The 23,220-nt window shown below is 37.6% G+C and carries 17 protein-coding genes; 12 read left to right on the top strand and 5 right to left on the bottom strand.

The window, feature by feature from the left end:
* Positions 1 to 37: 37 nt before the first annotated feature.
* Positions 38 to 622, bottom strand: a complete 585-nt coding sequence (locus FRZ67_RS22835) for an Lcl C-terminal domain-containing protein (protein ID WP_147192871.1) — start codon at positions 620 to 622, stop codon at positions 38 to 40.
* 495 nt (positions 623 to 1,117) lie between these two features.
* On the opposite strand from FRZ67_RS22835, the gene FRZ67_RS22830 reads away from it, so the two are divergent.
* Positions 1,118 to 1,921 carry a response regulator transcription factor gene (locus FRZ67_RS22830; protein ID WP_147192870.1) on the top strand — a complete coding sequence of 268 codons (804 nt, stop codon included), beginning with the start codon at positions 1,118 to 1,120 and terminating at the stop codon, positions 1,919 to 1,921.
* On the opposite strand, the gene FRZ67_RS22825 is transcribed toward FRZ67_RS22830, so the two are convergent.
* Both FRZ67_RS22825 and FRZ67_RS22820 read right to left on the bottom strand, forming a co-directional pair.
* On the bottom strand, positions 1,914 to 2,732 hold the full coding sequence (locus FRZ67_RS22825) for an alpha/beta fold hydrolase (RefSeq protein ID WP_158638439.1): 819 nt from the start codon (positions 2,730 to 2,732) through the stop codon (positions 1,914 to 1,916). The two genes, FRZ67_RS22830 and FRZ67_RS22825, sit on opposite strands and share 8 nt — an antisense overlap.
* Positions 2,733 to 2,921: 189 nt before the next feature.
* Positions 2,922 to 5,369 (bottom strand): T9SS type A sorting domain-containing protein, encoded by a 2,448-nt coding sequence (locus FRZ67_RS22820; protein WP_147192868.1) that lies wholly within the window; start codon positions 5,367 to 5,369, stop codon positions 2,922 to 2,924.
* Between the two features lie 342 nt (positions 5,370 to 5,711).
* Here FRZ67_RS22820 and FRZ67_RS22815 point away from each other — a divergent pair, with 342 nt between their 5' ends.
* Positions 5,712 to 7,598, top strand: coding sequence for a sensor histidine kinase (locus FRZ67_RS22815; protein ID WP_147192867.1), 1,887 nt, complete (start codon positions 5,712 to 5,714; stop codon positions 7,596 to 7,598).
* Positions 7,599 to 7,601: 3 nt separating this feature from the next.
* Positions 7,602 to 8,234: a response regulator transcription factor gene (locus FRZ67_RS22810; protein WP_147192866.1), complete on the top strand. Its 633-nt coding sequence runs from the start codon at positions 7,602 to 7,604 to the stop codon at positions 8,232 to 8,234.
* A gap of 152 nt (positions 8,235 to 8,386) precedes the next feature.
* On the opposite strand, the gene FRZ67_RS22805 is transcribed toward FRZ67_RS22810, so the two are convergent.
* Positions 8,387 to 11,026: a DNA translocase FtsK gene (locus FRZ67_RS22805; RefSeq protein ID WP_147192865.1), complete on the bottom strand. Its 2,640-nt coding sequence runs from the start codon at positions 11,024 to 11,026 to the stop codon at positions 8,387 to 8,389.
* A gap of 395 nt (positions 11,027 to 11,421) precedes the next feature.
* Here FRZ67_RS22805 and FRZ67_RS22800 point away from each other — a divergent pair, with 395 nt between their 5' ends.
* From FRZ67_RS22800 to FRZ67_RS23465, 8 genes are all read left to right on the top strand, one after another.
* On the top strand, positions 11,422 to 13,791 hold the full coding sequence (locus FRZ67_RS22800) for a hypothetical protein (RefSeq protein WP_147192864.1): 2,370 nt from the start codon (positions 11,422 to 11,424) through the stop codon (positions 13,789 to 13,791).
* Between the two features lie 160 nt (positions 13,792 to 13,951).
* On the top strand, positions 13,952 to 15,520 hold the full coding sequence (locus FRZ67_RS22795; protein WP_147192863.1) for a hypothetical protein: 1,569 nt from the start codon (positions 13,952 to 13,954) through the stop codon (positions 15,518 to 15,520).
* Positions 15,521 to 15,688: 168 nt separating this feature from the next.
* The gene (locus FRZ67_RS22790) at positions 15,689 to 16,099 is read left to right on the top strand and encodes a 6-pyruvoyl trahydropterin synthase family protein (protein ID WP_147192862.1); all 411 of its coding nucleotides are present in this window, start codon (positions 15,689 to 15,691) and stop codon (positions 16,097 to 16,099) included.
* Positions 16,100 to 16,195: 96 nt separating this feature from the next.
* Positions 16,196 to 16,609, top strand: coding sequence for a 6-pyruvoyl trahydropterin synthase family protein (locus FRZ67_RS22785; RefSeq protein WP_147192861.1), 414 nt, complete (start codon positions 16,196 to 16,198; stop codon positions 16,607 to 16,609).
* 124 nt (positions 16,610 to 16,733) lie between these two features.
* A complete protein-coding gene (gene folE / locus FRZ67_RS22780; RefSeq protein WP_147192860.1) occupies positions 16,734 to 17,330 on the top strand; it encodes a GTP cyclohydrolase I FolE in 597 nt (198 codons plus the stop codon).
* Between the two features lie 152 nt (positions 17,331 to 17,482).
* Positions 17,483 to 18,376 (top strand): ACP S-malonyltransferase, encoded by an 894-nt coding sequence (gene fabD / locus FRZ67_RS22775; protein ID WP_147192859.1) that lies wholly within the window; start codon positions 17,483 to 17,485, stop codon positions 18,374 to 18,376.
* Positions 18,377 to 18,629: 253 nt separating this feature from the next.
* On the top strand, positions 18,630 to 21,302 hold the full coding sequence (locus FRZ67_RS22770; protein ID WP_158638438.1) for a reprolysin-like metallopeptidase: 2,673 nt from the start codon (positions 18,630 to 18,632) through the stop codon (positions 21,300 to 21,302).
* Positions 21,303 to 21,572: 270 nt separating this feature from the next.
* Positions 21,573 to 21,722: a hypothetical protein gene (locus FRZ67_RS23465; RefSeq protein WP_158638437.1), complete on the top strand. Its 150-nt coding sequence runs from the start codon at positions 21,573 to 21,575 to the stop codon at positions 21,720 to 21,722.
* A 360-nt stretch (positions 21,723 to 22,082) separates the two neighbouring features.
* Here FRZ67_RS23465 and FRZ67_RS23290 read toward each other — a convergent pair whose 3' ends face one another.
* The gene (locus FRZ67_RS23290) at positions 22,083 to 22,514 is read right to left on the bottom strand and encodes a hypothetical protein (protein WP_151204365.1); all 432 of its coding nucleotides are present in this window, start codon (positions 22,512 to 22,514) and stop codon (positions 22,083 to 22,085) included.
* Between the two features lie 93 nt (positions 22,515 to 22,607).
* On the opposite strand from FRZ67_RS23290, the gene nudK reads away from it, so the two are divergent.
* Entirely contained in the window at positions 22,608 to 23,186 is a 579-nt protein-coding gene (nudK, locus tag FRZ67_RS22765; protein ID WP_147192857.1) for a GDP-mannose pyrophosphatase NudK, read from the top strand.
* The last annotated feature ends 34 nt before the right edge of the window (positions 23,187 to 23,220 follow it).

Raw genomic sequence — 23,220 nt, 5'->3', positions numbered from 1 at the left:
TTGGTTAGCCTGGTTAATTATATTTATTTCGAAAAGATCAGAAGGCACGGATTGCTCTTACAGATGCAGGAATACTTTTATCTAATGCAAAAATGTATGGACCTACGGAAACACAATAGGCAGTATTTGCATCCACTTCTGTCGAAGTAAAATAACCGTTAGAACTTAAGGTAAGACCAGCTGCTCCGCCATTTTTTCGAAGTAACACAGTCTCTCTTTTGCTTGGCAAATACCAGTCTGTATAACCACCGCCATTATATGCCCTGCAATCTGCGGCGGCATAATCTCCGTTGCCCTGGAAATAAATAATTTTATCTGTATTTAATGAGCCTTTATACACGCCGATTGCAGTTGCATGTGTTACAATACCGGAACCGTTGCTCCATGTTTTATATACCGGGAAGGTGCCACCGATGTCCTGTGTAGCTGCTATTAAACCATGTTGACCTGTGCTATCAATAAAATAAATGATACCACCACCATAAGCCTGACCGATACTAAAAGCAGCTATTGCGCTTTCAGCATTTTCTTTTGCAGCAATTGGCTGGGTAATGTTTTCTTTGGTGCATGCAGTTACAAATACTGTTGCCATTAAGAGTAAGCAGATTAGATTTGTTTTCATATTTTTTGGTTTTTGTATAAACTTTTTATATGTCAGCTTCAGGTGATTATTAGTGCTGAATATGGGTGCATAGATTTTTGAACGGGCTGTATATTTTTTAATTAAGCTTCGTTGTGTCACTCACTTCAACTGCATCGCTTTATTGATCATTAAAGAACCGAACGTACAAGTGTGCGACACAAGAAAACATCAATGCTGTTTTGCTGCGGTGTTCATAATATTTCAGAATCATAGTGTAGCAACGGCTTAAAAAGGGTTTCGAGCTGTTGATTTTTTTAGTAACCCTTACATCGGAAAAAACAAGGCACGCCAAGGCTTTAGTTCTGCTTTACTTTATAATCTTATAAGTTGATTGACAACAATCTTAGTTTTACATTAATTTGTAAAATTACCTTGTGTGCAAGGGACACCAATAGCCATAAATGGCTATATTTGATGCACTTTGGTTCATTTTAAAAAATTGAGCCGTTTTGTTGAAATAACCCTTGAAGACTTATGGGAAAATTGAACAACAATAATACCTGGCTGGGATTTATGAAAAAAATGTCCTCAGAATATGTAAATCCCCAGCACATTCAGATTGAAGGCATAGAGAAAATTCTCTCACTTAATCAGCAATTCAACAATTTCTTTTATCACAGTATTCCTGCTATTTATTTGCTTGATTATACTACAGGCAAATATCTGATCATGTCTAATTCCTCCCAGATACATTTGGGATATAAACCAAATGTCTTTATGGAGAATGGAATTGGATTTACTATTGACTCGTACCACAAGGATGACCTGCAACTATATAATGAAAAAATGTTTCCTGACAGGCTGGAGACACTTAAAGCCATACCACCTGAAGAACAGCAGAATTATGTTTTCTCTTATAGTTTTCGGCTAAAAAATTCAAAGGGAGCATATGTAAACCTGCTGCAACGTAACTGTTTTGTAAAATCAGACAGTAATGGCATGCCATTGTTAAGTTTAGGAATGGTTATAAATGTGGAGCATTTCAAAAAAGAAAATCCTGTGGTGCAGTTGGTAGAAAAAATAAATCCTGAAGACAATTCCTGTGAACCTGTTTATAAGAAGACCTATTATTTAAAAGAAGAAGAACAGCTTATCTCTAAAAGAGAAAAAGAAATTTTGCTTTGGATGGCCGAAGGTTTGACCAGCAATGATATTGCCAATAAACTTTTTATAAGCGAGCACACAGTAATTAATCACCGCAAAAATATGCTGCTTAAATATGGGGTTAACAATGTTGCAGCATTAATAGCTTACGCACTTAGAAATAACATTATTTAAAAATATCTGTTGCAAATTCTTCCAATAATTTATTAAATGCTTCAGGCTGATCTATGTTTACCAAATGGCTGGCACCTTCAATTTTATATATCTTATCATTCCATCCAGGTAATACTGCGGTGTCTAAATAATCAGGGTCGATCACTATTTCATCTTTTCCAAAAATTATCAGCGAAGGAATGTTATGCTGCTGCAATAATGCTATCTCATCATTGTAAACAGCAGTTGTAATAGATTGTGCAAGTGAGGAACGAAAAGGATTTTTTACAGCCTTAAAATCTTCCATGAAAATATTTATATCATCTTCATCTTTTGATAAACAGGTTTCCCTTCCATAATTATGAACATCAACTTCGGCAGGCTCATCAGTAAAAACAACGCCCACATGTGTATTGGGTTTTACAAACTTTTCAATGGTAAAATCTTTGCCCACGATACATGGTCCTGCTAATACAAGGCCTTTTGGCGCTACATCATAGGCAAGCATTTCTGCAATAATATTGGTGCTTAATGAAATACCGGCAAGTATATAAGGTTTATTGTCTGATAATTGCTTCACTGCTTCACACATCAATTTAGCAAGACCGGGTAACGTATAGTTCTTAGTATCGAAGGCATCCGAATCACCATGTGCAGGTAAATCAATAGCCACCATGCGATAAGCCGATAAGATGTCGCTGTTGTACTGTTTACGCCAGCTTCGTTTGCTTACTGAATTACCATGAATAAAAAAAATGGTCTGTGCAGCTTCCTTATTATTTTCTATGTATGCAATCTTTGAATTTTCAAGGTTGAGGTATTGTATGTCCATGCCGAAATATTTATTCAATATATTGTATAAATTTCTTTGCACCAAACAGAAAATCATTTTTCAGCTTCTGTTGCGTCGCACACTTCAACTGCATCTCTTCACAGATCAATAAAGAACAGAATGTACAAGAGTGCGACGCAGGAAAAGCCGGACAGCATTACTGTTGCCGGGCTCATGAAAAAATGATCTTTATTGTTTAACGAGTTTTACAATGCTTGTTTCATTGCCATTTATAACTTTTATAAGGTAGATACCTGCTGCAAAATGCTGGATAGGTAAATCCAGTTGTGCTGTATTTACATTGTTTTGTTTCCATAATGTTTTGCCTACAAAATCTGTAATAGAAATACTGGCATCTTTGATGTTTCCATGCAGTCTAAGTATTGCACTGGTGGTTGCAGGATTAGGTTGTACCATTACCTGCAATGCAGTATTCGTTTTGATGTCATTGATATCTGCAAACGATAAGGTAGCTGCAGTTGTAAATTGCCTGGGCTTTGTAACCGCAGAAAAACTAAAAGTGCCATTGTTCCTGCATCTTGTGGCAAGACGCCATTGATAACTGGTGTTTGCAGTTAGTCCTGTAAGATTATAGGTTGGGGTATTGGTAGTTAATGTTGCAGCCGTAGTCCATGCCTTTGTTCCTTTTATACGGTACTGAACGCGATAGCCTGATGCACAACCAACCGCCGTCCAGTTAAGGGTTGCAGATGTGCCTGTAATATTTGTGACTGCAAAACCGGATGATGGTGCAGGGCAAACCAGCGATAATGCATAACCTGTATCTGCATAAGCATAATAATTATATCCGGTGTTCAATGTATCTGATGAGCGTATACGTACACGGAAGCCACTGCCATAAGTAAGGCTTGCAGGAATTGTTCCAGTAATACTGCCCGTACCGGTTGAAGTAGTGTTACCAATAGCCGTTGCATTGGTAAAGTCTCCGTTAGCATTACTAAGCTCGGCAGTAAAAGTATTGTTTGCAGAGAAGGTTAAACCTGTTGAAGTAAAAGGAACGGCAATAGTGCAACCCGGAATTAATGCTCTTGGTGTAACTGTGCCCACACGTATGTATTGATCTTTTAGTTTTCCAAAGAAGATACTGTAGGCAGTAGTGGGATAATGGCTGTTAAGATTACCAAGTGTTGTTATGTCATAGTTATAATGTCCGCAGGTATAAATATTATCCTGGTAAGTTTTTATACCCCAACCCCAAACGTTATCATTTCCACCAACTGAAGTTACCCATTGGAAATTGCCATTAATGTCTGCTTTTGCAACAAAAGACTGAAAATATCCATAAGGGTAAATAGAATAAAACTGTGCATATAAATCAGAAAATAAATATGATGAAATGTTAGAAGAACGTATGGAACCATTTATATACAAATTGTTATTGTAGCAGCAAATGCTGCTGCAATAAGGCTCTGTTGGTAAGCCAAAAAATTTATCCCACACAAGACTTCCGCTATTCGTCATTTTTACAAGAAAGTTTCCGCCATGTTCGACTGCATCCCCAAGAATAACAGTACCTCCTGCATTTACCAATGCATATACATTGTTACTACCGTCAACAGCAAGCAGATCAGGTGTACCTGTTACATAACCAATGTTGCCACGAAGAGTATTCGACGAGCCATTGTAAAGTTCCTTTACAAACTGCCATACGCCGGCAGAAGAAAGTTTGGCAATAAACGTGGAAGAGAGATAGTCACCGTCTTTAGGTAAACTTGTGCGGAATAATTGTGAGCCAAAATAAGTGCTGTCCATCGCGGTGCCATAAAAGAAGATATTGCCATTGTTATCCACTGCGCTGCTGTTACAATCCCTGACAAAGCCAGTGCCGCCGCCGCCGGTATTTAAGAAACCACCTGCATAAGTTGACCATTTCAAAGTGCCCGTTGCACTATATTTTACTACAACTAATTGACCGACTGTATAGCCCGATTGTATAGGAATACTATCTCCGCCGACAGATATAGAAGACAAATCATTGCTGCCCATAATAAAGTTGGCGGTAATGTTACCATTCTTGTCGCTTGTAATATTCGGTTTGCTGTCAAAGGAACCTGCGCCTGCTGAACCCGCACAAAGATTATATGCTCCCAGTTTATTCCATACCACCGTGCCATTGGTATTAAACCTGGTAAGAAAAAAGCCGAGTTCATTATAGCTGGAAGTGAAATTGAAATCTCCAATCTGGTAATGTAAATATGTTCCGCTGAAAATATGGGTATTACAATCAAAGTTGGTGTAACTGGTAGGAACATATCTTCCTGTTATAAATATCCCGCTTGCATTTACTACCATATCAGAGGCAAAAATATCCGGATATGTACCGGCAGTAGAAGGGTTAGCAGTAATTAATTTATACCAGAGCAAAGTGCCTGCAGAATTATATTTAGCGAGATAACTACCATAACCTTTTGCAATAAAGTTGCCGCCTAAATACAAAGAATCCCAATAGCTGCCCAATACATAAGCATTTCCTGAAGAATCTACTTCCACATCATGTGCATAGTTATATGAATTAGCATCAGTAGTAGATTCCGGATGTGTCCACTGCCAGGTTTGTGCGTTGGATTGTAAACAAACAAATAATAGCGAGGCAATCAATAAGTAAATAGTTTTCATAATGCTGGTTTTATATAAAAGTTTTGGTCTCAAACAGTAGTATTTTAATTAAGCTTCGTTGTGTCACTCACTTCAACTGCAGTGCTTTATTGATCATTAAAGAACCGAACGTACAAGAGTGCGACGCAACGATGTTTTAATTATTATTATAAAGCCTGGCAATAAAAATTATCCAGGCAAAAGTTTAGGATTGAAAAACCTATCTTATCTTAATCACACACTTATTTTGTTATATAAAAGTATTTCTGTGCGAAAGTTTAAACAATACCAAGTTGTTTGTATTTTTCAGGAAGGAACCAACAATTAATTTAGTACTCTTCATATACTGATAATTTTTTGCTAATGGCGAGACCCTGCTATAAACTACTTACAAGCTTTCTTGTTTTACTGTCATTTTCTTGCTCCATACCAGGAGCAAATGCACAGGCGATAAGGGACACTTTAAAAATCAATACAGGTGGTGAATATGCATTAAACAAACATTTATACTACTATAAAGACAAAGTATTAAGAACTCCTGATTATATCTTTGATTCTTTAACTGAAAAAAAATTTGAAGCACTTTTTCCGCGAAAAGCATTTACAGCAGGCGTTACAGATGATTACTACTGGTTTGTATTTACAGTAAAAAATAATTTGCCTAATGACATTAGTTTATTTTTTGAGTTGAATAACCCGGGTTTAAACGTTGCAAAGGTTTATAAACGATCTGCAAATGGATTTCAGTTAACGGGAGAAGCAGGTGATCATTTACCTTTCGAAACAAGACCGTTGAAATATTATGATCTTGTATTTCCGCTTCAATTAAATGCCGGAGAGACTTCAACAATCATCGCACTGCTGGATAATACAGGTGATAATTTAGATTGCCTTCCCCAGTTGTATGATGCAAACACTTTCAATGCAAAGGCAGAGCGGTATTATATTGTAATTGGTTCTATTACAGGTATTATGCTTACCGCGTTTGTACTGAATTTATTTTTGGGTATTTCTTTAAAAGACAAACTTCATTTGTTGTATGCCCTGTATATCATTTCCATGCTTTTTGAAATGTATCTTTTGCAGGGCATAGATGTACAATATATTTACCCGGGTTACCCGGTTCTTTCTGATATTTTCAAATACTTATCGCCGGCAATCGGGTTAACATTGATGGCGTATGTAATGCAATTGTTCCTGAATCAAACAAGACAAAACAGTCGCCTTAGAATTGTGGTTGATATTTTTAAATACTTTATTATTCTGCTTATTCCCACTTTTCTGATTATTTATTTTTATTTCCCCGAAGCAAGAACGGCAAGGGGATTTTATCAGCAGGTATTTGCACTTACACTGGCACTGCAACTACTTCTTTTCTTCTTCTCTGCTTTGGAAAAAGCCTTTCAAAAATATAAACCGGCATATTTCTATCTGGTGGCAATTGCTTATTTATGGTATGGTGCTATACAATATGTAATCACTATTTTAGGCGGTGGTACAAAAGAAATGATAGAAAAACAACCCAATGATCTGCAGATAGGTATTGTTGCAGAAACAATTATTGTATTTTTTGGTATTATTTACCGCTATAATCTATTTAAAAGAGAAAACCAGGCATTAACGCTTGCTTTAAAAAATGAAAAACTGCAGTTTACTGAGCAAATCATTTCTACCCAGGAAAATGAACGCAAACGCATAGCAGAAGATCTGCATGATGAGCTGGGAAGTAATCTTGCCGCCATAAAACTAAGTGTGCAAAAATTGCCTGTTGAAAAAAATATCTACGCTCCTATTATTTCTATGCTCGACGAAGCATCTGCCGATGTAAGAAATATTTCCCACAATCTTATGCCACCTGAATTTGGTAAAACAAAGCTGGAAGACATTCTTACCTATTACTATAAGCAATTGAGTAATGAAGGGGATATCAGATTCACGTTTCATTGTATAGGATATAATCAACAGTTCAGGAAAAATGACGAGTTAATGATCTACCGCATCATTATGGAACTTACCAATAACATTGTTAAGCATTCCAATGCGACAGAAAGCACTATTCAATTATTGCATAATGATACACATCTTGAAATAATTGCAGAAGATAATGGCAAAGGTTTTACAGAAAAAGAAACCAAAGGAATTGGCTTAAAAAATATTCGTTCAAGAATTGACTATCTCGGTGGAAATATAAATATAGATTCGGGTAATTCAGGTACCACTACCATCATTCATATACCCTACAAACAATGACGTATGAAGACGCCAATCACGATCCTCATTGCAGATGATCATCCTCTTTTTGCAGATGGCCTCACCAAATTACTCAATGATGAAAGCGATATGGAGGTTTGGAATATAGTCTCAAATGGCAGGGCACTTATTGATATGGTAAGAGATAACCAACCCAACCTTATCCTGCTCGATATTAATATGCCATTATTAAATGGTCTTGATGCAGTAAAAAATATAAAACACGATTATCCCAAAATAAAAATCCTGATGCTTTCAACTTACGGCGAGGAACATCTTATTGAGAAAGCAAAATCTTATGGTGCCAATGGATACCTTTTGAAGAACGCTAACAAAGAAGAGTTATTACAGACAATAAGATTGATAGCCGCCGGGCAATCATCATTTCCATACAGGATAAATACATCACAAAATAATTTTGATGAGGCTGATAATTTTCTAAAAAAATTCAATCTTACCAAAAGAGAGTTACAAATAATTGAGCTAATAAAGAAAGGGTTAACCAATACACAAATAGCTAGTACAATTCAACTAAGTATTTATACGGTGGAAACACACAGAAAAAATATTATGCATAAACTAAAGCTCAATTCACCTGCCGCACTCATAAAGTTTATTATTGAAAATAATTTATAGATTTTTTTTCCTGTCTTTGATGCTTCTATTAAGCTTTTGCCCTCCGGCAGCGGGCTATTGTACGTTCTGTTTATTGCTCACCAAAATTTTATTGTACAAGAGTGCGACGCAACAGGCGATGCTATAAAATACAAAAGCCGGGCTCAAAAAAATTATTGCATCGTATCCAATATCTCCTGCAATTCTGTTTCTGAATGAACCAATACATCTCTTGCCTTGCTGCCAAGATTTTTTCCTACGATACCTGCCTGTTCTAACTGATCCATTAAACGACCGGCACGATTATAACCAAGCTTCATGCGGCGTTGTATAAGCGAAGTGCTGCCCATTTGATTTTGCACAATGAGTCTTGCAGCATCTTCAAATAAAGGATCGCGATCACTGAGATCAAAATCTTTTCCTTCCATTTCTTTTTCATCAACATACTCCGGCAACATGAATGCCTGCGGATAACCACGTTGTTCACCTATAAAATCAACGACCCTGTCAACTTCAGGTGTGTCAACGAATGCACATTGCAAACGTGTTATCTCACCGTTATAACTTACCAGCATATCACCTTTACCAATAAGTTGTTCTGCGCCACCTGCATCAAGAATAGTACGGCTATCGATTTTTGAGGAAACCTTGAAAGCGATACGCGCCGGGAAGTTTGCTTTGATAGTACCCGTGATAATATTCACAGAAGGTCTTTGCGTAGCTATGATCAAATGAATACCAACAGCACGTGCAAGCTGCGCCAGGCGTGCAATAGGCATTTCCACTTCTTTTCCTGCAGTCATGATAAGATCTGCAAACTCATCAACAACCAAAACAATAAATGGCAAGTATTGATGACCCTTTTGTGGATTGAGTTTGCGTTTTACAAATTTTTCGTTGTACTCTTTTATGTTGCGGCAACCGGCTTCTTTCAAAAGATCATAACGGTTATCCATCTCAATGCAAAGTGCATTAAGCGTATGTACCACTTTCTTTGTATCAGTAATAATCGGTTCTTCTTCACCAGGAAGCATTGCCAGAAAATGTTTTTCAATTGCACGATAAATACTCAACTCAACTTTTTTAGGATCCACCAACACAAACTTCAATTGTGATGGATGCTTCTTATACAATAACGAAACAAGCAGCGCATTGATACCAACAGATTTTCCTTGCCCTGTTGCACCTGCCATTAACAAGTGCGGCATGCTGGCAAGGTCAACAATAAAATTTTCGTTATCTATTTTTTTACCAATAGCAATGGGCAGTGCGAAGTTGTTGTTCTGGAATTTATCTGAAGCAAGCAAGGTCTTCATGCTTACCACAGATTTGCGAACATTGGGCACTTCTATACCAATTGTTCCTCTTCCGGGTATTGGCGCAATAATGCGAATACCAAGTGCAGCAAGGCTTAGCGCAATATCGTCTTCAAGGTTTTTTATGCGGCTTATGCGCACACCTGGCGCAGGAACTATCTCATATAATGTAACTGTAGGGCCAACCGTTGCAGCAATACGCTGAATAGCTATATCATAATTCTTTAGCGTTGCAATGATCTGGTTCTTGTTGGCTTCCAGTTCTGTAGGATCATGTACGATTTTTTCACTGCCATGCGCTTCTAACAAATCAAGCGAAGGGAATTTATAATCTCTTAGCTCTTTTGTTGGCTCATAATCACCATCAGGAATTCTAAAGTTGGTAGAGGGATACACTTCATCTTCTTCATCATTTGTTTCATCACCGGTTTCCTCAATATCATCATGAACTGTCACATGATTTCCCTGTGCTTCTTCCGTATCATTAACCGTATCTTTTATTTCCAGTTCCATTTCTGCCGGTATTGTATTGTTTTTCTTAGAAGATTTTGCTTTCGCAGGCTCTTCACCAGAAACCTCGTTCATTAAACCTTCAGCATACAGGTCATTAATTTCTTTTGGCGGTATAGCAGTAATAGTGCCGGTATCTTCTGCAATCTCTTTTTCATTTATTTCAAATGCATGAATCGGATCATTCGAAGTCTCATCATGCTTTGGCATTATCACCGAAACATTTTTTCCATCATTTTTTAACCTGTTATTATTTTCAACTCCGGTTTCTTTATCCATTATCCCGGAGTCGCCTTTTACAAATGGATAATTGGTTACAACATTTTCAGTTTCGTCATTCTCAACAAAAGGTACTACTTCTTTAGGTTTGCGTTGCGGCATTTTAAAAACAGGGTTGAAACGCCAGATCACATAACTCAATACTGCAAGAGCAAGTATCAAAGTCGTTCCTACATTCCCAACCACTTTCACTAACCAATCACTCATCATTTCCCCTGTTGCTCCACCCCAGGAAAATTCACTGCCCTTTGTTGGAAAGGCAAGTGCTACGCTTATCACAAGCAAGCCAACAATTAAGTAACGAAGATTGCGTGCAAGACTGAATATTTTTTTACCAAACAAAAGATTTACCCCAAGCACAAAAAAGAAAGTGCAGAAAAGATAGCTGGCCAATCCAAAACCATTGGCAATAAAAGTATGCGAAACATAAGCACCAAGTGCGCCAAACAGATTATCAACCTTTAAATTATCAGCAGCAAAAATATGCACACCCATTCTTGCCTTATCCTGGTCTTCCTGCCAGGTAAAAAGGTAAGACGTAAAGGCAATAAAAAGAAATATTGCCAGCAGCAAACAAACTGCGCCAGCAATTTTGGTAGTCCGTTCATCCTTCACCACGTCTTTCACCGACACCTGCGCTTCCTTGTCCTCCTTCAGCTTGGCAGGGTCTGGTGGTGGCGGGGTTTTCTTTTTTAATTTATTGGCCATAATATATAACCTACAAACCTACATGAATCGGCCAAATACGCAAAACCACGTGTATAACTGGCGCGATTGATAAAAGAAATACACATTTGCAATAATTCATACGAAATTTTTTGAGCCCGGCTTGCATGACTGCTATTAGGCTTTCGTTGCGCCGCACACTTGTACTTCCAATGCGGAAGTCAGCAAGGCCAAAAGTCCGGAAGAAACCTGCATAAAGTTATAGTCTTTCTGACTCTGCTGACATGTATTCAACAGTACAAGTGAGTGACACAACCGGCGATGCCATGAGAACGAAAGCTGGTAAAACAATTCTTCACCAAGATCTTCAAAGGTCTTTGTATTCTGCGCTATTGCAAAAACGAACCACAACGATTATATTTATACAAACACGCTTTATGAACATATCCTCTCCCCTGCTGTTTGAACCAAAAGGTTTTTTGCAACAACTCTCCTACGTTCTTAAAACAATTTTCCTGTTGTTTCCTTCAGCGGTTTTTATTGTAATTACATGGCAGGTTTTCTGGGTGCTTACACAGGGAAAAGACATTTTAATAACTGCTCTTGAAAAAGATTGGGTAGCTGGATTCTTCTTACTGGCACTTTTATTTTACGTGCTTGTAACATGGTATTCCGGCAGAATTCTTATCTACCGGAAAACAGAGATCATTTACATACTTGCAAAAAATGTTTCGCAGAATAATAAACAAAAAGAATTTCCTGTTTACCTGCAACTGATATTCAATATGCCACGCTTTTTCGGCTATATTATTTTCGCGCTTATATGGATAGGTTTATTAAAACTGGTTTACTGGCCGGGTGCAGCATCGTCGCCAAATATAAGTGGCACCATATCTTACCTGTTGCTATTACTTGTTTCTGTACTCTATGTAGTTCAATACAGTATGACAAAAAAACTTCGTGAAAAACTTTTTGAAACAAATGATGAAAATAAGAAACCTCTAAGGATAAAACTTCTGGGCGCAGCAGGCATTGTTGTTTTAGCATTAATAATAATCAACTTTCTTATATGCAATGTGTGGCTGTTGATCATTTCTTTAATAGTTATCCAGGCTATTTTCCTTTTTGTAGTTATTATAAGGCGAAACATAAGAGATATGACAGAACTGCCAAGGCTTAATAACAATAATAAACAAGGAAATGCGGGCTTTGAACAATGGAAACAAAACTGCGGCATTACAACCGGCAATAACCTTCTCTTAAAGTTCATGTACTTTGCCAATATTCCTTACAAAGAAAAAGCGCTACTGATAACCTTTATGTTTATAGGTATTGCTGCACTAACTATCTACAGTTTTGCGATAGGCTCCCTGCAATGGTCTCTGCTTATTGGCAGCCTTACATTTGTAATGCTTGCTTTTGGTGTGCTGGTATTGGTTTTTTCCGGCGTATCAGTTTTATCTGTAGCCAAAAAAATAAATTTTCATTTTCTTTTTCTTGTTATTGCAATAATAGAAGGGATGTTTAATTTCCTGGAGCCGCATAAGGTTATGCTTACTGACAATGCAAAATCTCAGGAAGTTTTTACAAACCGGCCTGATATAAAAACATATTTCACACACTGGATGGCAAGCCATGCGAATGCCATAGATAGCAGCGCTGCGTATCCCGTTGTTTTTATACTGGCAGATGGAGGTGCTTCACGAAGCGGTTACTGGACGGCTTCTATACTTTCATCTCTTGATGAAAAAAGTAAGCTGAAATTTTCTCAACATCTTTTTTGTCTTTCCGTTGCATCGGGTGGCAGTGTTGGTAACGCCGCCTATTATGCATTACTAAAAAAACGCTACAATAACCAGGCACCACCTGCTGATAGTTTGTTACAAACAGTGCGTGATTACCTGAGTGCTGATTTTCTTACTTACACGCTTGCACGTATGCTGGGCCCTGATGTATTACGTTTTTTGTTGCCTGTGTTTGGAACGGATCGTGCCGATGCATTGCGTGTTGCCATGAATGAAGGTGGTATCGGAGAATTAAAGGGCGCTATGGCGGATGATCTTATTGATTATATAGGTGACACCGCACTAATATATGCATTACCCATTTTGTGCATCAACACTACACATATGCAGGATGCAACGCCTGCAGTTATCTCCACTGTTAAAATTAATGATTCGATTTACGGCAGAAAAATGGATGTGCTTTCACTCCTTCCATCCGGTAAGAGTATGCAGTTAAGTACGGCTACTATTCTTGGTGCAAGGTTTCCATATATAAGTCCTGCAGGACGTATTGCTGAAAACGATTCTATCTTTCATTATTTTGTTGATGGTGGCTATTTTGATAACTCAGGCGCTGGTTTTGTACACGAAACTATATTGTATTTACATGATTTAATAAGTGATACAGCTTTGCTTGATACAAAAACTAAAGAACGTTACAGTAAACTAAAATTTTATGTAATACATGCTATGAACTCGCCTGTTTCAACAGGCAAAACAAACAATGTTCCCCCATTACAAAACGATCTGATGGCACCCATTCTTACACTTATGGGATCTTATGAATCGCAGACATCTGTAAATAACATCCGCTTAAAGAATTACCTGAAAGAGATCAATAAGGATACGGTAAGTTATATTGATGTTGGGCTGTACGATTCATTAGATGTAAAAAATGAAGCAGACCGCATACCAATGAACTGGAGTATATCACAACATTTTGTGGGAAAAATAAATGAACAACTTAATAAGCAATTTTTGCCGGGAAGAATGTTGCCTGCCTTTCTTGAAAAAATTAAATAAGGCGCAACTCAAAAATGTTTAAAAAAATTATTTGATTTTAATATTTATTTCAGGAAAATTTCTTTTGTTGAAAGAAAAAGTTATAGCAAAATCTATATTTTTAACGCTTTCAGATATGCTTTTAAAACATAACTTTAATTTTCAACTTTAAATCTCTTTCATGAAAAAGCAGGTACTCGTTATATTTTCATTTTTACTCTGTTCCGTTTTACATGCCCAGTTTACTACCATTGCAGAAACCTCCGTATTTAAAGAAGCAGAAGATGGCTTAGCCAAATTAATGCAGTTAAAAAATGGCAATACATTTTTTATGCTCATTGATGATAAAAAAGAAATTGAGCTGCATATTTATGATGCTGCCCATAAAGAAAAGGTTTCAACAACAGTCAAACCAGATATAGGCAAAGCAAAAAGAGCCACAATCAATGATATTTTTGAAATGAATGGCGATGTGGTAATATTTATTATGAGCGTGGACGACAGAGAGCCTTCGCTGATACGCATCATCATGGATGGCAATACAGGAACCATTAAAAAACAGGAAGAACTGTTTAATATAGGCAGGGTTTCACTTGGGAAAGCTTATGGAATGGCACTGGCTAATCTTGAAGAGCCCGGTTTTGATGTAATTAAAGACCCGACATATGACGTTTACACCGTTGTAATATTTAATACTCTCGAATCTGACAGGAACAAGCGCATTCAGCTTGTAATGTATGGATCAGACCACAAAGAACTCAGCAGGGCCTATGTAAAATCTCCCGGTGAAAAATATAAATACATGACTTACGGTAGTGTGATGATGAGAGACGGGAAACTTATTATGCTGGCACGTGGTTATAATACAAAAGCAAGCGGAGACCCAAATGAAACTGCTGTGTTGCTTACTACTCTAAATAAGGGAGATACAACCGTAACACAAAAACAATTACAGTTTGCAAAAAATGTTAATCTTGGCAGAACCCTGATGAACTACAACCCGATAACGAAAGATATAATGGTAATTGGTGTTGAGCGGGAAAACAAATCAGGATACACAGCGTACCTGTATTTCTTAGACCCGGAAACAGGCAAGGTAAAAAAGTCACAGGACCTATTTCCGAAAGAAGTATATGCAACATCAGCTGAATTATTTGGTAACAAAAACGCATTCAGTGGAATGCCTGTTATGTTTTCGGCTTATGATGATGGCAGTTTTTCCGTTGTATTTGAAGAGCAGACAACAATCACAAGAAGTGGAAGTAATTACGTTTCCACCTCCTATCAATATGGCAATTTAGCTGTTTCTCTGTTTGATAAAGATGGTAAAGAAACCAGCAGCTATCTTATACCCAAAGATCATTACAATAATAATTTTTATGGCGGCAGCGAAGGCGGTGCTACCATTCTAAAAGCAGGTAACCAGTATAAAGAATTTTTATACATCACAATGAATGGTAAACCATACGTGTTTATGAATGATTTGCAGGAAAATGAAGAACGCATACAAAAAGGAAAAGTATCGAGGGTTATTGGTGTTGGTGAATGTGATGCTTACACTTTTGAACTACAGGGAAAAGATGTTGTATTGCACCGAAAATATTTTTTTGGAGAGCCTGAAAAAGGACACACCCTCTGTCTTTTCAGTGAATGTGACTATAATAAGGAAAAGAATATCCTTGCAACAATAAAACTTCAGCTTGGTGGAAAAAATAAAGGCATGAGCCTGGTTTGGATGCAGCCAAAATAATTTTTTTGTTCCCGACCCCAATACTGCTATTAAACATCGTTGCGTCGCACATTTATACTGTTTCATCTTTACTCAGCGGTATGAAGCCTCAGGTCTTATTTGATCTTTGTACCGCTGTTCTATTTACTTCTCTTGCCTTACCTTTGCGGAAATTTTTGAAAGAGCGAGATGGTTTACCTTACAAGATTAGAACATTTTAATGCAGCCCATAAGTTATACAACCCGGACTGGAGCAAGGAAAAGAACGAAGAAATGTTCGGGGCCTGTGCCAATGAAAACTGGCATGGACATAATTTTGATTTGTATGTAACTATTAAAGGCGACCCCAACCAGGAAACCGGATTTTTGATGGATGTAAAGAAACTGAAACTGATCATCAAAGAACATGTGATCGTAAAAGTGGATCACAAAAATCTAAACCTTGATGTTGAATTCCTGAAGGGTAAAATGTGCAGTACAGAAAATCTTGCTATCGGTATCTGGAATCAACTGACACCAAATCTTCCACAAAATGTGCAATTGCATTGCGTTAAACTTTACGAAACACCACGCATTTATGTAGAATATTTTGGCGATTAAAACATTTTACCAATATTACTGTTGTTATACTCCATATTTATGAAATAAGAAATTTCTGGTTTCGCTAACTCAGAACTTTCTTAATTTGAATCTTCTATGAGTAAGAAAGTAGCTGTATACAGGAAAGAACATTTCAATGCCGCACACCGCTTGCATAACCCGGATTGGACAGATGAAATGAACGATAAGGTTTTTGGCAAATGCAACAATCCAAATTATCATGGCCATAATTATGAACTGGAAGTAAAACTTGTTGGCGAACCTGATGAGCGCACCGGTTATGTTATGGACATGAAAGAACTCAGCAACATCATCAACGCAACTGTGCTGGAACGCTTTGATCATAAAAATTTAAACCTTGATACCGAAGAATTCAAATACCTCAACCCTACTGCAGAAAACATTGTTGTGGTAATCTATGAATTACTGCGTGCAAAGATTGATTCAAGGTTTGACCTGCAGGTTCGTTTATATGAAACACCAAGAAATTTTGTAGAGTACCCGGTCTGACTAATAAAAAATAAGCAGCCTCAATTGCCGAAATATTTACAGAACGTACAAGAGTGCGACGCAACGGAAGCTTAAATTATTTATGTAAAAGTCTGTTTCAAAAAAAATACTAAAATATAAAACGATGGCTTATAAAAAAACTGAACAATACGACGAAAAGACGACGGCACAATTAATAGACAATTATAAAAACGTTTTGGGATTGTTGGGAGAAGATTCCGAAAGAGAAGGCTTGCAAAAAACACCTGAGCGCATTGCAAAAGCCATGCAGTATTTAACGCAGGGCTACCAGATGAATGCGATTGATATCATTAATTCTGCAAAGTTTCATGAAACGGTAAGTGAGATGGTGATCGTAAAAGATATTGAGCTATACAGTATGTGCGAACATCACATGTTGCCTTTCATTGGAAAGGCACATATTGCCTACATTCCAAACGGATGGATAACCGGTCTTAGTAAAATTGCAAGAGTAGTAGATGTGTTTTCCCGCAGGCTGCAGGTGCAGGAACGTTTAACCGTACAAATCATGGATGCAATTCGCGAAAGTCTTAACCCGCTTGGCGTTGCGGTGGTAATTGAAGCCAAACATTTATGTATGATGATGCGCGGTGTACAAAAACAAAATTCTGTTACCACTACTTCTGCTTTTTATGGTGAGTTTGAAAAAGATACCACACGCAGCGAGTTTGTAAAATTGATTAGTGCAGATCTTAGTTAGTTTTTTTTGACAAGCTGCTTTATTGCTATAAAGCTTTGGTTGTGTCACTCACTTGTGCGTTTATAACTTTATTCAACATGCATAGCAGTTATAAAAAGGTTTGATTGTTTATACAGTCAAACCTTTTATTTTTGACGCTTCAAATATTTTTTATGAGTAAACATGCATATATATTTCCGGGCCAGGGCGCACAATTTAGTGGCATGGGAAAAAACCTCTACGGGTCAAATGAAACGGCAAAGCAATTATTTGAAAATGCAAACGATATACTGGGTTTCCGTATCAGCGATATTATGTTTGGCGGAACAGATGAAGCATTGAAACAGACAAACGTAACTCAGCCTGCGGTTTTTTTACATTCGGTAGTTGCTTATAAAACGCTGGATACTCCAACACCGGATATGGTAGCTGGCCACTCGCTTGGAGAATTCTCTGCATTGGTAGCTAACAACACCCTGGGTTTTGAGGACGCATTAAAACTGGTAAGCATTCGTGCTGGCGCTATGCAAAAAGCATGTGATGTAACTCCTTCTGCCATGGCTGCAGTACTTGCATTGGACGATGCTAAAGTAGAAGAAATATGTGCAGCCGTTCAGGCAGAAACGGGTGAAGTAGTTGTTGCAGCCAATTATAATTGTCCGGGACAACTGGTAATAAGTGGTTCTGTAAAAGGAATAGAAATAGCCTGCGAAAGAATGAAAGCTGCCGGTGCAAAACGAGCATTGGTATTGCCTGTTGGTGGCGCCTTTCATTCACCCTTAATGGCACCTGCAAGAGAAGAATTAGCTGCTGCTATTCAGCATACACATTTTAATGCACCTTCCTGCCCGGTTTACCAAAACGTAGTAGCGCAAGCTGTTACTGATCCTGGTATGATTAAGCAAAATCTTATAGACCAGTTAACAGGTGCGGTGCGGTGGACCCAAAGTGTACAGGCCATGATTGCAGATGGTGCTGGTGAATTTACAGAAGCAGGTCCCGGAAAAGTATTACAAGGCCTTGTTACCAAAATTGATAAAACAGTACAGACAAACGGCGTTAGCTGAGCGTAAAATATATCTTGCAATTATTCAAGGCCCTAATGGGTCTTTTTTATTTTTTAGCATTCTTTTCTTGCATGCTCATTGCTTTTTTAAACCAAGAAAAATATTTACTAAACAAACCCCTGATTTATTTGAATATTTCTATGAATTATTGAAATATTTTAAATTTCCTCCTAGCCCAAAACCTATAAATTGCGATACATACGTACCTAATTGCTTATGTTTTTCAGCTATTTTAAAAAACAAAAAAAATCAAATGAAAAAACTTTTACTCCTGTCATTGGTATGTGGAGGATTTATGATGTCCGTACATGCTCAGAATGATAAGGCTTTATGGAAACCAACCGCTGAATCCGCTCTAAGCCAAAAGGCTAAAGATGAGTTTGGCAAGCATTTTAAACCTGCCGCTTACAAATTTTTCAGCTTAAAAGAAGATGACTTAAGGAATGATCTGATTACTGCCCCTGCTGAAAAATCAATAGTAATCTCAAAGTCTGGTAAGTTTATAGCTGTTCCTGATGCAGAAGGCAACATGCAAAGATTTCGTATTGCAGAAGTACCTGTAATGGCTCCACAACTGGCAGCAAAATATCCCGGCGTCAAAACTTATATCGGCCAGGGTGTTGAGGATAAAACTGCAACTATTCATTTTGATGTTACACCTGCCGGTTTTCATGCAGTAGTTATGTCTGCTTCAAAACCTACCTATTACATCAATCCCGTTGACAACGCTAATAAAGTATATATTGTAAATGCAAGAAACCCCGGTGATAAATCTGCTGGTTTTAAATGCGATATAGACAAATCATTATTAATTACCAGCAATGGCAGTACAGACAAATCATCCACCGTAACCGGTAATGCAGATGATGGTAAACTTCGCACGTATGATCTTGCCCTTTGCGTAAACGGAGAATTCTCTCAAACCTTTCTTGATGGCTCAGAAACGAACGATGCACAAAGAATAGCTAAAGTAATGAATGTATTAATCACATGTATCGTAAGAGCAAATGCAGTGTATGAAAGAGATTTTGGTATCAGGTTGCAGTATGTAGCCAATGAAGACACGTTAATATTCCTTGATCCTGCAACGGATCCATGGCCCACCAAACCACCATTATTTGGTACTTCATGGAATTCTAAAACACAACAAACGATAGATGCACGCATTGGTTCAGCCAATTATGACGTTGGACACCTTCTTGGTAAAGTGCCAACCTTTGGTGATAACAATGGTAATGCAGGTTGCATTGGTTGTGTTTGTACAAGTGGTGCAAAAGGAAGTGGGTTTTCTGCTTATTATGACCCAACGCTTATAGATTACATGGTTATTGATTACTGGACACACGAAATGGGTCACCAGTTTGGCGCCAACCACACATTCGATTTTAGCAGCGAAGGCACACAGGCGCAAATAGAACCCGGCAGTGGATCTACTATTATGGGTTATGCTGGTATTACCGGCAGCACAGATATACAACCACATTCTGATGACCTGTTTAGTGTTGTAAGTATCGCACAGGTTGCAAACAATATCAAATCTGGTTCAAGCAGCACTTGCCCTGCAATAACCAATACAGGCAATACTGCACCATTGGCCAATGCAGGTGCTGATTACACTATTCCTAAATCAACTCCTTTTATTTTAACAGGTACCGGATCTGATATTGATGGAGCAGATGCACTTACTTATATCTGGGAGCAGGCAGATGTTTTTGAAAAGACCACTTCAAATACTTTCCCTTCTGCTACTTCAACAACAGGTCCTGTATTCCGCGTTTATAATGACAGTACACTGCCAGTGAGAGTATTTCCTGCGCTATCAACAATCCTGGCAGGTCAAACATCTTCTACGTGGGAAGCCTTGCCTTCGGTAGCACGTGACCTCAGTTTCCGTTTTACGGTAAGAGACAATCATGTTGGAGGCGGAAATAATATGACTGATGAAATGAAAGTAACGGTTGCATCAACAGCTGGGCCGTTTGTAGTTACACAACCCAATACAAATGTTTCCTGGGTTGGTGGGTCTCAGCAAACAATTACCTGGGATGTTGCTGCTACTAATAATGCACCTGTTAGCTGTGCTAATGTCAAGATCAGTCTTTCAACTGATGGTGGAAATACATTCAATACAGTTCTTGCAGCAAGCACACCAAACGATGGCAGCCAGGTAGTAACACTTCCTTCTGTAAACAGCACACAGTGCCGTATAAAAGTTGAAGCTGTTGGAAATATTTTCTTTGATATTTCAAACGCCAATTTTACCATCAGCGGTGGCGGCCCTGCCTGCCCGGGCCAGTATGATACCAACAATAATAACAAGCCTCAAACGGCTTCTGTTATTCCTTTGAATACTGATGTTTATGGAACCATTGGTGTTTCGGGTGATAAAGATTTCTACAGGTTTACCATCACAACGGATGGAACTATTAATATTACACTTACAAATGTTCCGGCAGATTATGACATTACACTTATCAATAGTTCTAACACAATTATAGGACAATCAAGAAAAAAAGGAACAACCGATGAAAGCATTAGTACTACTGTAATTGCAGGCGATTATGCAGTACGTGTAACAGCAAAGAATGGAGTTTTTGATGCTGCTAATTGCTACACGCTAAAAGTGGCAACAGGCACCGCTTCACTTGGCATTGCAGCTGCATCTGCAGATGCAGTTTCTTCTAAAGTGTTATTTAAGATTTATCCAAATCCTGTTACGTCTACATTATATATAAACCTGCCTTCATCTTCTTTACAACATGAAATAAAAGTTTATGATGTAAATGGAAAAGTAGTCGCCATGCAGAAAGCAACGCAACAACTGGTGCAGATTAATTTAAGCAGAATTGTTGCAGGTGTATACTATGTAAAAGTTATAAACAGTAATGGCAAAGAAGTGTATGCTTCCAGCTTTATAAAACAATAAAACACACATGAGAACCATAAAAAAGGCTATCCATTATTGGGTGGCCTTTTTGTTTTGAAAATATTTTTATTTTGAGCCAGGCTGTATAACTGCTATGAAGCTTTTGTTGCGTCGCACTCTTGTACTGCATTGCATTTACCAACAAGTGAAAAGACAAAATTGAAAAGTGAATATATGTGTTGACTTTTTACCTTTCACTTCTCACCTGATGAATTTAGTTCGGGACGTACAAGTGAGTGACACAAGAAGCGATGCCATTTGCACATCAGTTTGTTCCACAAAACAAACATTAATAATTCTGTCAGCTTCATTCCTGAAACAGATATTACCAAAACTGCAAGATATGTAAGCGGTTATATAGAAACGCTTGCACCTGAGGGTAAAGAAAAGCTAGCAGGAGTTGATGCATCGCATGCTTGATTCTCTATTTTTATTCCAAATACCGGCTGGATAGATTTTGATCCTACCAATAATATCATTCCGGCAGAGCAACATATTACAATTGGCTGGGGCAGAGATTATACAGATGTCACACCACTCAAAGGCGTAATACTTAGCAGCGGTCCTCATCAATTACAGGTCTCAGTTAATGTAAGAAGAGTGAGTTAATTTTTGGGGCCAGGCAATACAATATGCGTGATGCTTTACTTGCGTCGCACTCTTGTACACCTGTATCAATATTCCGCATGCAATATCTTCCTACAAAATACACAAAGCCCAGCAATAAAATATTACCGGGCTTTATATAAGATCAAGATAAAATATCTTTTTCTTTATTGATTATTGGTTAGCTGTTTTCTTTTCAACTGCTTTTTTGTCTTTTTGATTGTCTTTTTTTATTTCTTTTTTATCCTGGCTCACTGCTTTCTTATCTTTCACCACATTCTTTGTATCTTTTTTCATAGTCTTTGCTGAAGCGTTGGCTTTCTTATCTGTCTTAAGCTGAGACTTATCATTTTTAAGCTCTTTAGTGTCCTTATGTTTATCCTTGTGGTCTGCCACCTGTTCTTTTGTTTGTTTCTTTACTCCCTGTTTGTGAAGGGGGGATGCGAAAGTTGCAGAAGTGCCAAATAAGACAGCGCATGCTAAAATTAAGATTGACTTTTTCATTGTTTTAAATTTTATACATCTACTGATATATTTTAATCGTGCCGGTTTATTCAATAAAAAAAAGAAAACAGTCTTTAACTTTTTAATAGCATTACTATTCATTTAGTAAAAGCAATTATAAGTACTGTTATATTTATGCATTCAAATATTAGTTTCTGTTCAATGCCGCTTCGATCACCTGATAAATACGCACCAATGAATGAAAGAATAAAAATTAAAAAGACAGAAATACTTTCAGACAATTGGTACACATTACGAAAAATAACTTACGACTATTTTAAAAATAATGGTACCTGGCAAACACAAAGCCGGGAGGCCTATGATAGAGGAAACGGTGCTACAATACTTCTGTATAATAAAGAGCATAAAAAAGTTATTCTTACGAGACAATTCCGTTTACCAAGTTTTATAAATGGGAACGAAACAGGAATGCTGATTGAAGCCTGTGCAGGCCTGCTGGATAAAGACAATCCCGAAGATTGCATTCGCCGGGAGACTGAAGAAGAAACAGGTTATAAAATATCTCAGGTAAGAAAAATATTTGAAGCTTATATGTCGCCAGGTTCTGTTACAGAAATACTTTATTTTTTTGTTGCAGAATATGAAGATTCTATGAAAATGCATGGAGGTGGAGGCATAGACCATGAACAGGAAGATATAGAAGTATTGGAACTATCACTTGACAAGGCAATGCAAATGATAGAAGAAGGCGAAATAAAAGACGGCAAGACTATAATGTTATTACAATATGCAAAACTTAATAACCTGGTTTAAAGTTGATGCATATTCAGGAAGTACAAGAGTGCGA

It is taken from the genome of Panacibacter ginsenosidivorans (assembly GCF_007971225.1).
Taxonomy (GTDB): Bacteria; Bacteroidota; Bacteroidia; order Chitinophagales; family Chitinophagaceae; genus Panacibacter; species Panacibacter ginsenosidivorans.
This window is presented reverse-complemented; position numbering and strand designations above follow the sequence as displayed.

Coding starts and splice junctions, on each gene's coding strand:
- FRZ67_RS22790 (WP_147192862.1), top strand. CDS start 15,689: ATGGTTTACCTTACAAGATTAGAACATTTTAATGCAGCCCATAAGTTA.
- FRZ67_RS22770 (WP_158638438.1), top strand. CDS start 18,630: ATGAAAAAACTTTTACTCCTGTCATTGGTATGTGGAGGATTTATGATG.
- FRZ67_RS22820 (WP_147192868.1), bottom strand. CDS start 5,369: ATGAAAACTATTTACTTATTGATTGCCTCGCTATTATTTGTTTGTTTA.
- FRZ67_RS22830 (WP_147192870.1), top strand. CDS start 1,118: ATGGGAAAATTGAACAACAATAATACCTGGCTGGGATTTATGAAAAAA.
- nudK (WP_147192857.1), top strand. CDS start 22,608: ATGAATGAAAGAATAAAAATTAAAAAGACAGAAATACTTTCAGACAAT.
- folE (WP_147192860.1), top strand. CDS start 16,734: ATGGCTTATAAAAAAACTGAACAATACGACGAAAAGACGACGGCACAA.
- FRZ67_RS22815 (WP_147192867.1), top strand. CDS start 5,712: ATGGCGAGACCCTGCTATAAACTACTTACAAGCTTTCTTGTTTTACTG.
- FRZ67_RS22825 (WP_158638439.1), bottom strand. CDS start 2,732: ATGGACATACAATACCTCAACCTTGAAAATTCAAAGATTGCATACATA.
- FRZ67_RS22785 (WP_147192861.1), top strand. CDS start 16,196: ATGAGTAAGAAAGTAGCTGTATACAGGAAAGAACATTTCAATGCCGCA.
- FRZ67_RS23290 (WP_151204365.1), bottom strand. CDS start 22,514: ATGAATAGTAATGCTATTAAAAAGTTAAAGACTGTTTTCTTTTTTTTA.
- FRZ67_RS22810 (WP_147192866.1), top strand. CDS start 7,602: ATGAAGACGCCAATCACGATCCTCATTGCAGATGATCATCCTCTTTTT.
- FRZ67_RS22795 (WP_147192863.1), top strand. CDS start 13,952: ATGAAAAAGCAGGTACTCGTTATATTTTCATTTTTACTCTGTTCCGTT.
- FRZ67_RS22805 (WP_147192865.1), bottom strand. CDS start 11,026: ATGGCCAATAAATTAAAAAAGAAAACCCCGCCACCACCAGACCCTGCC.
- fabD (WP_147192859.1), top strand. CDS start 17,483: ATGAGTAAACATGCATATATATTTCCGGGCCAGGGCGCACAATTTAGT.
- FRZ67_RS22835 (WP_147192871.1), bottom strand. CDS start 622: ATGAAAACAAATCTAATCTGCTTACTCTTAATGGCAACAGTATTTGTA.
- FRZ67_RS22800 (WP_147192864.1), top strand. CDS start 11,422: ATGAACATATCCTCTCCCCTGCTGTTTGAACCAAAAGGTTTTTTGCAA.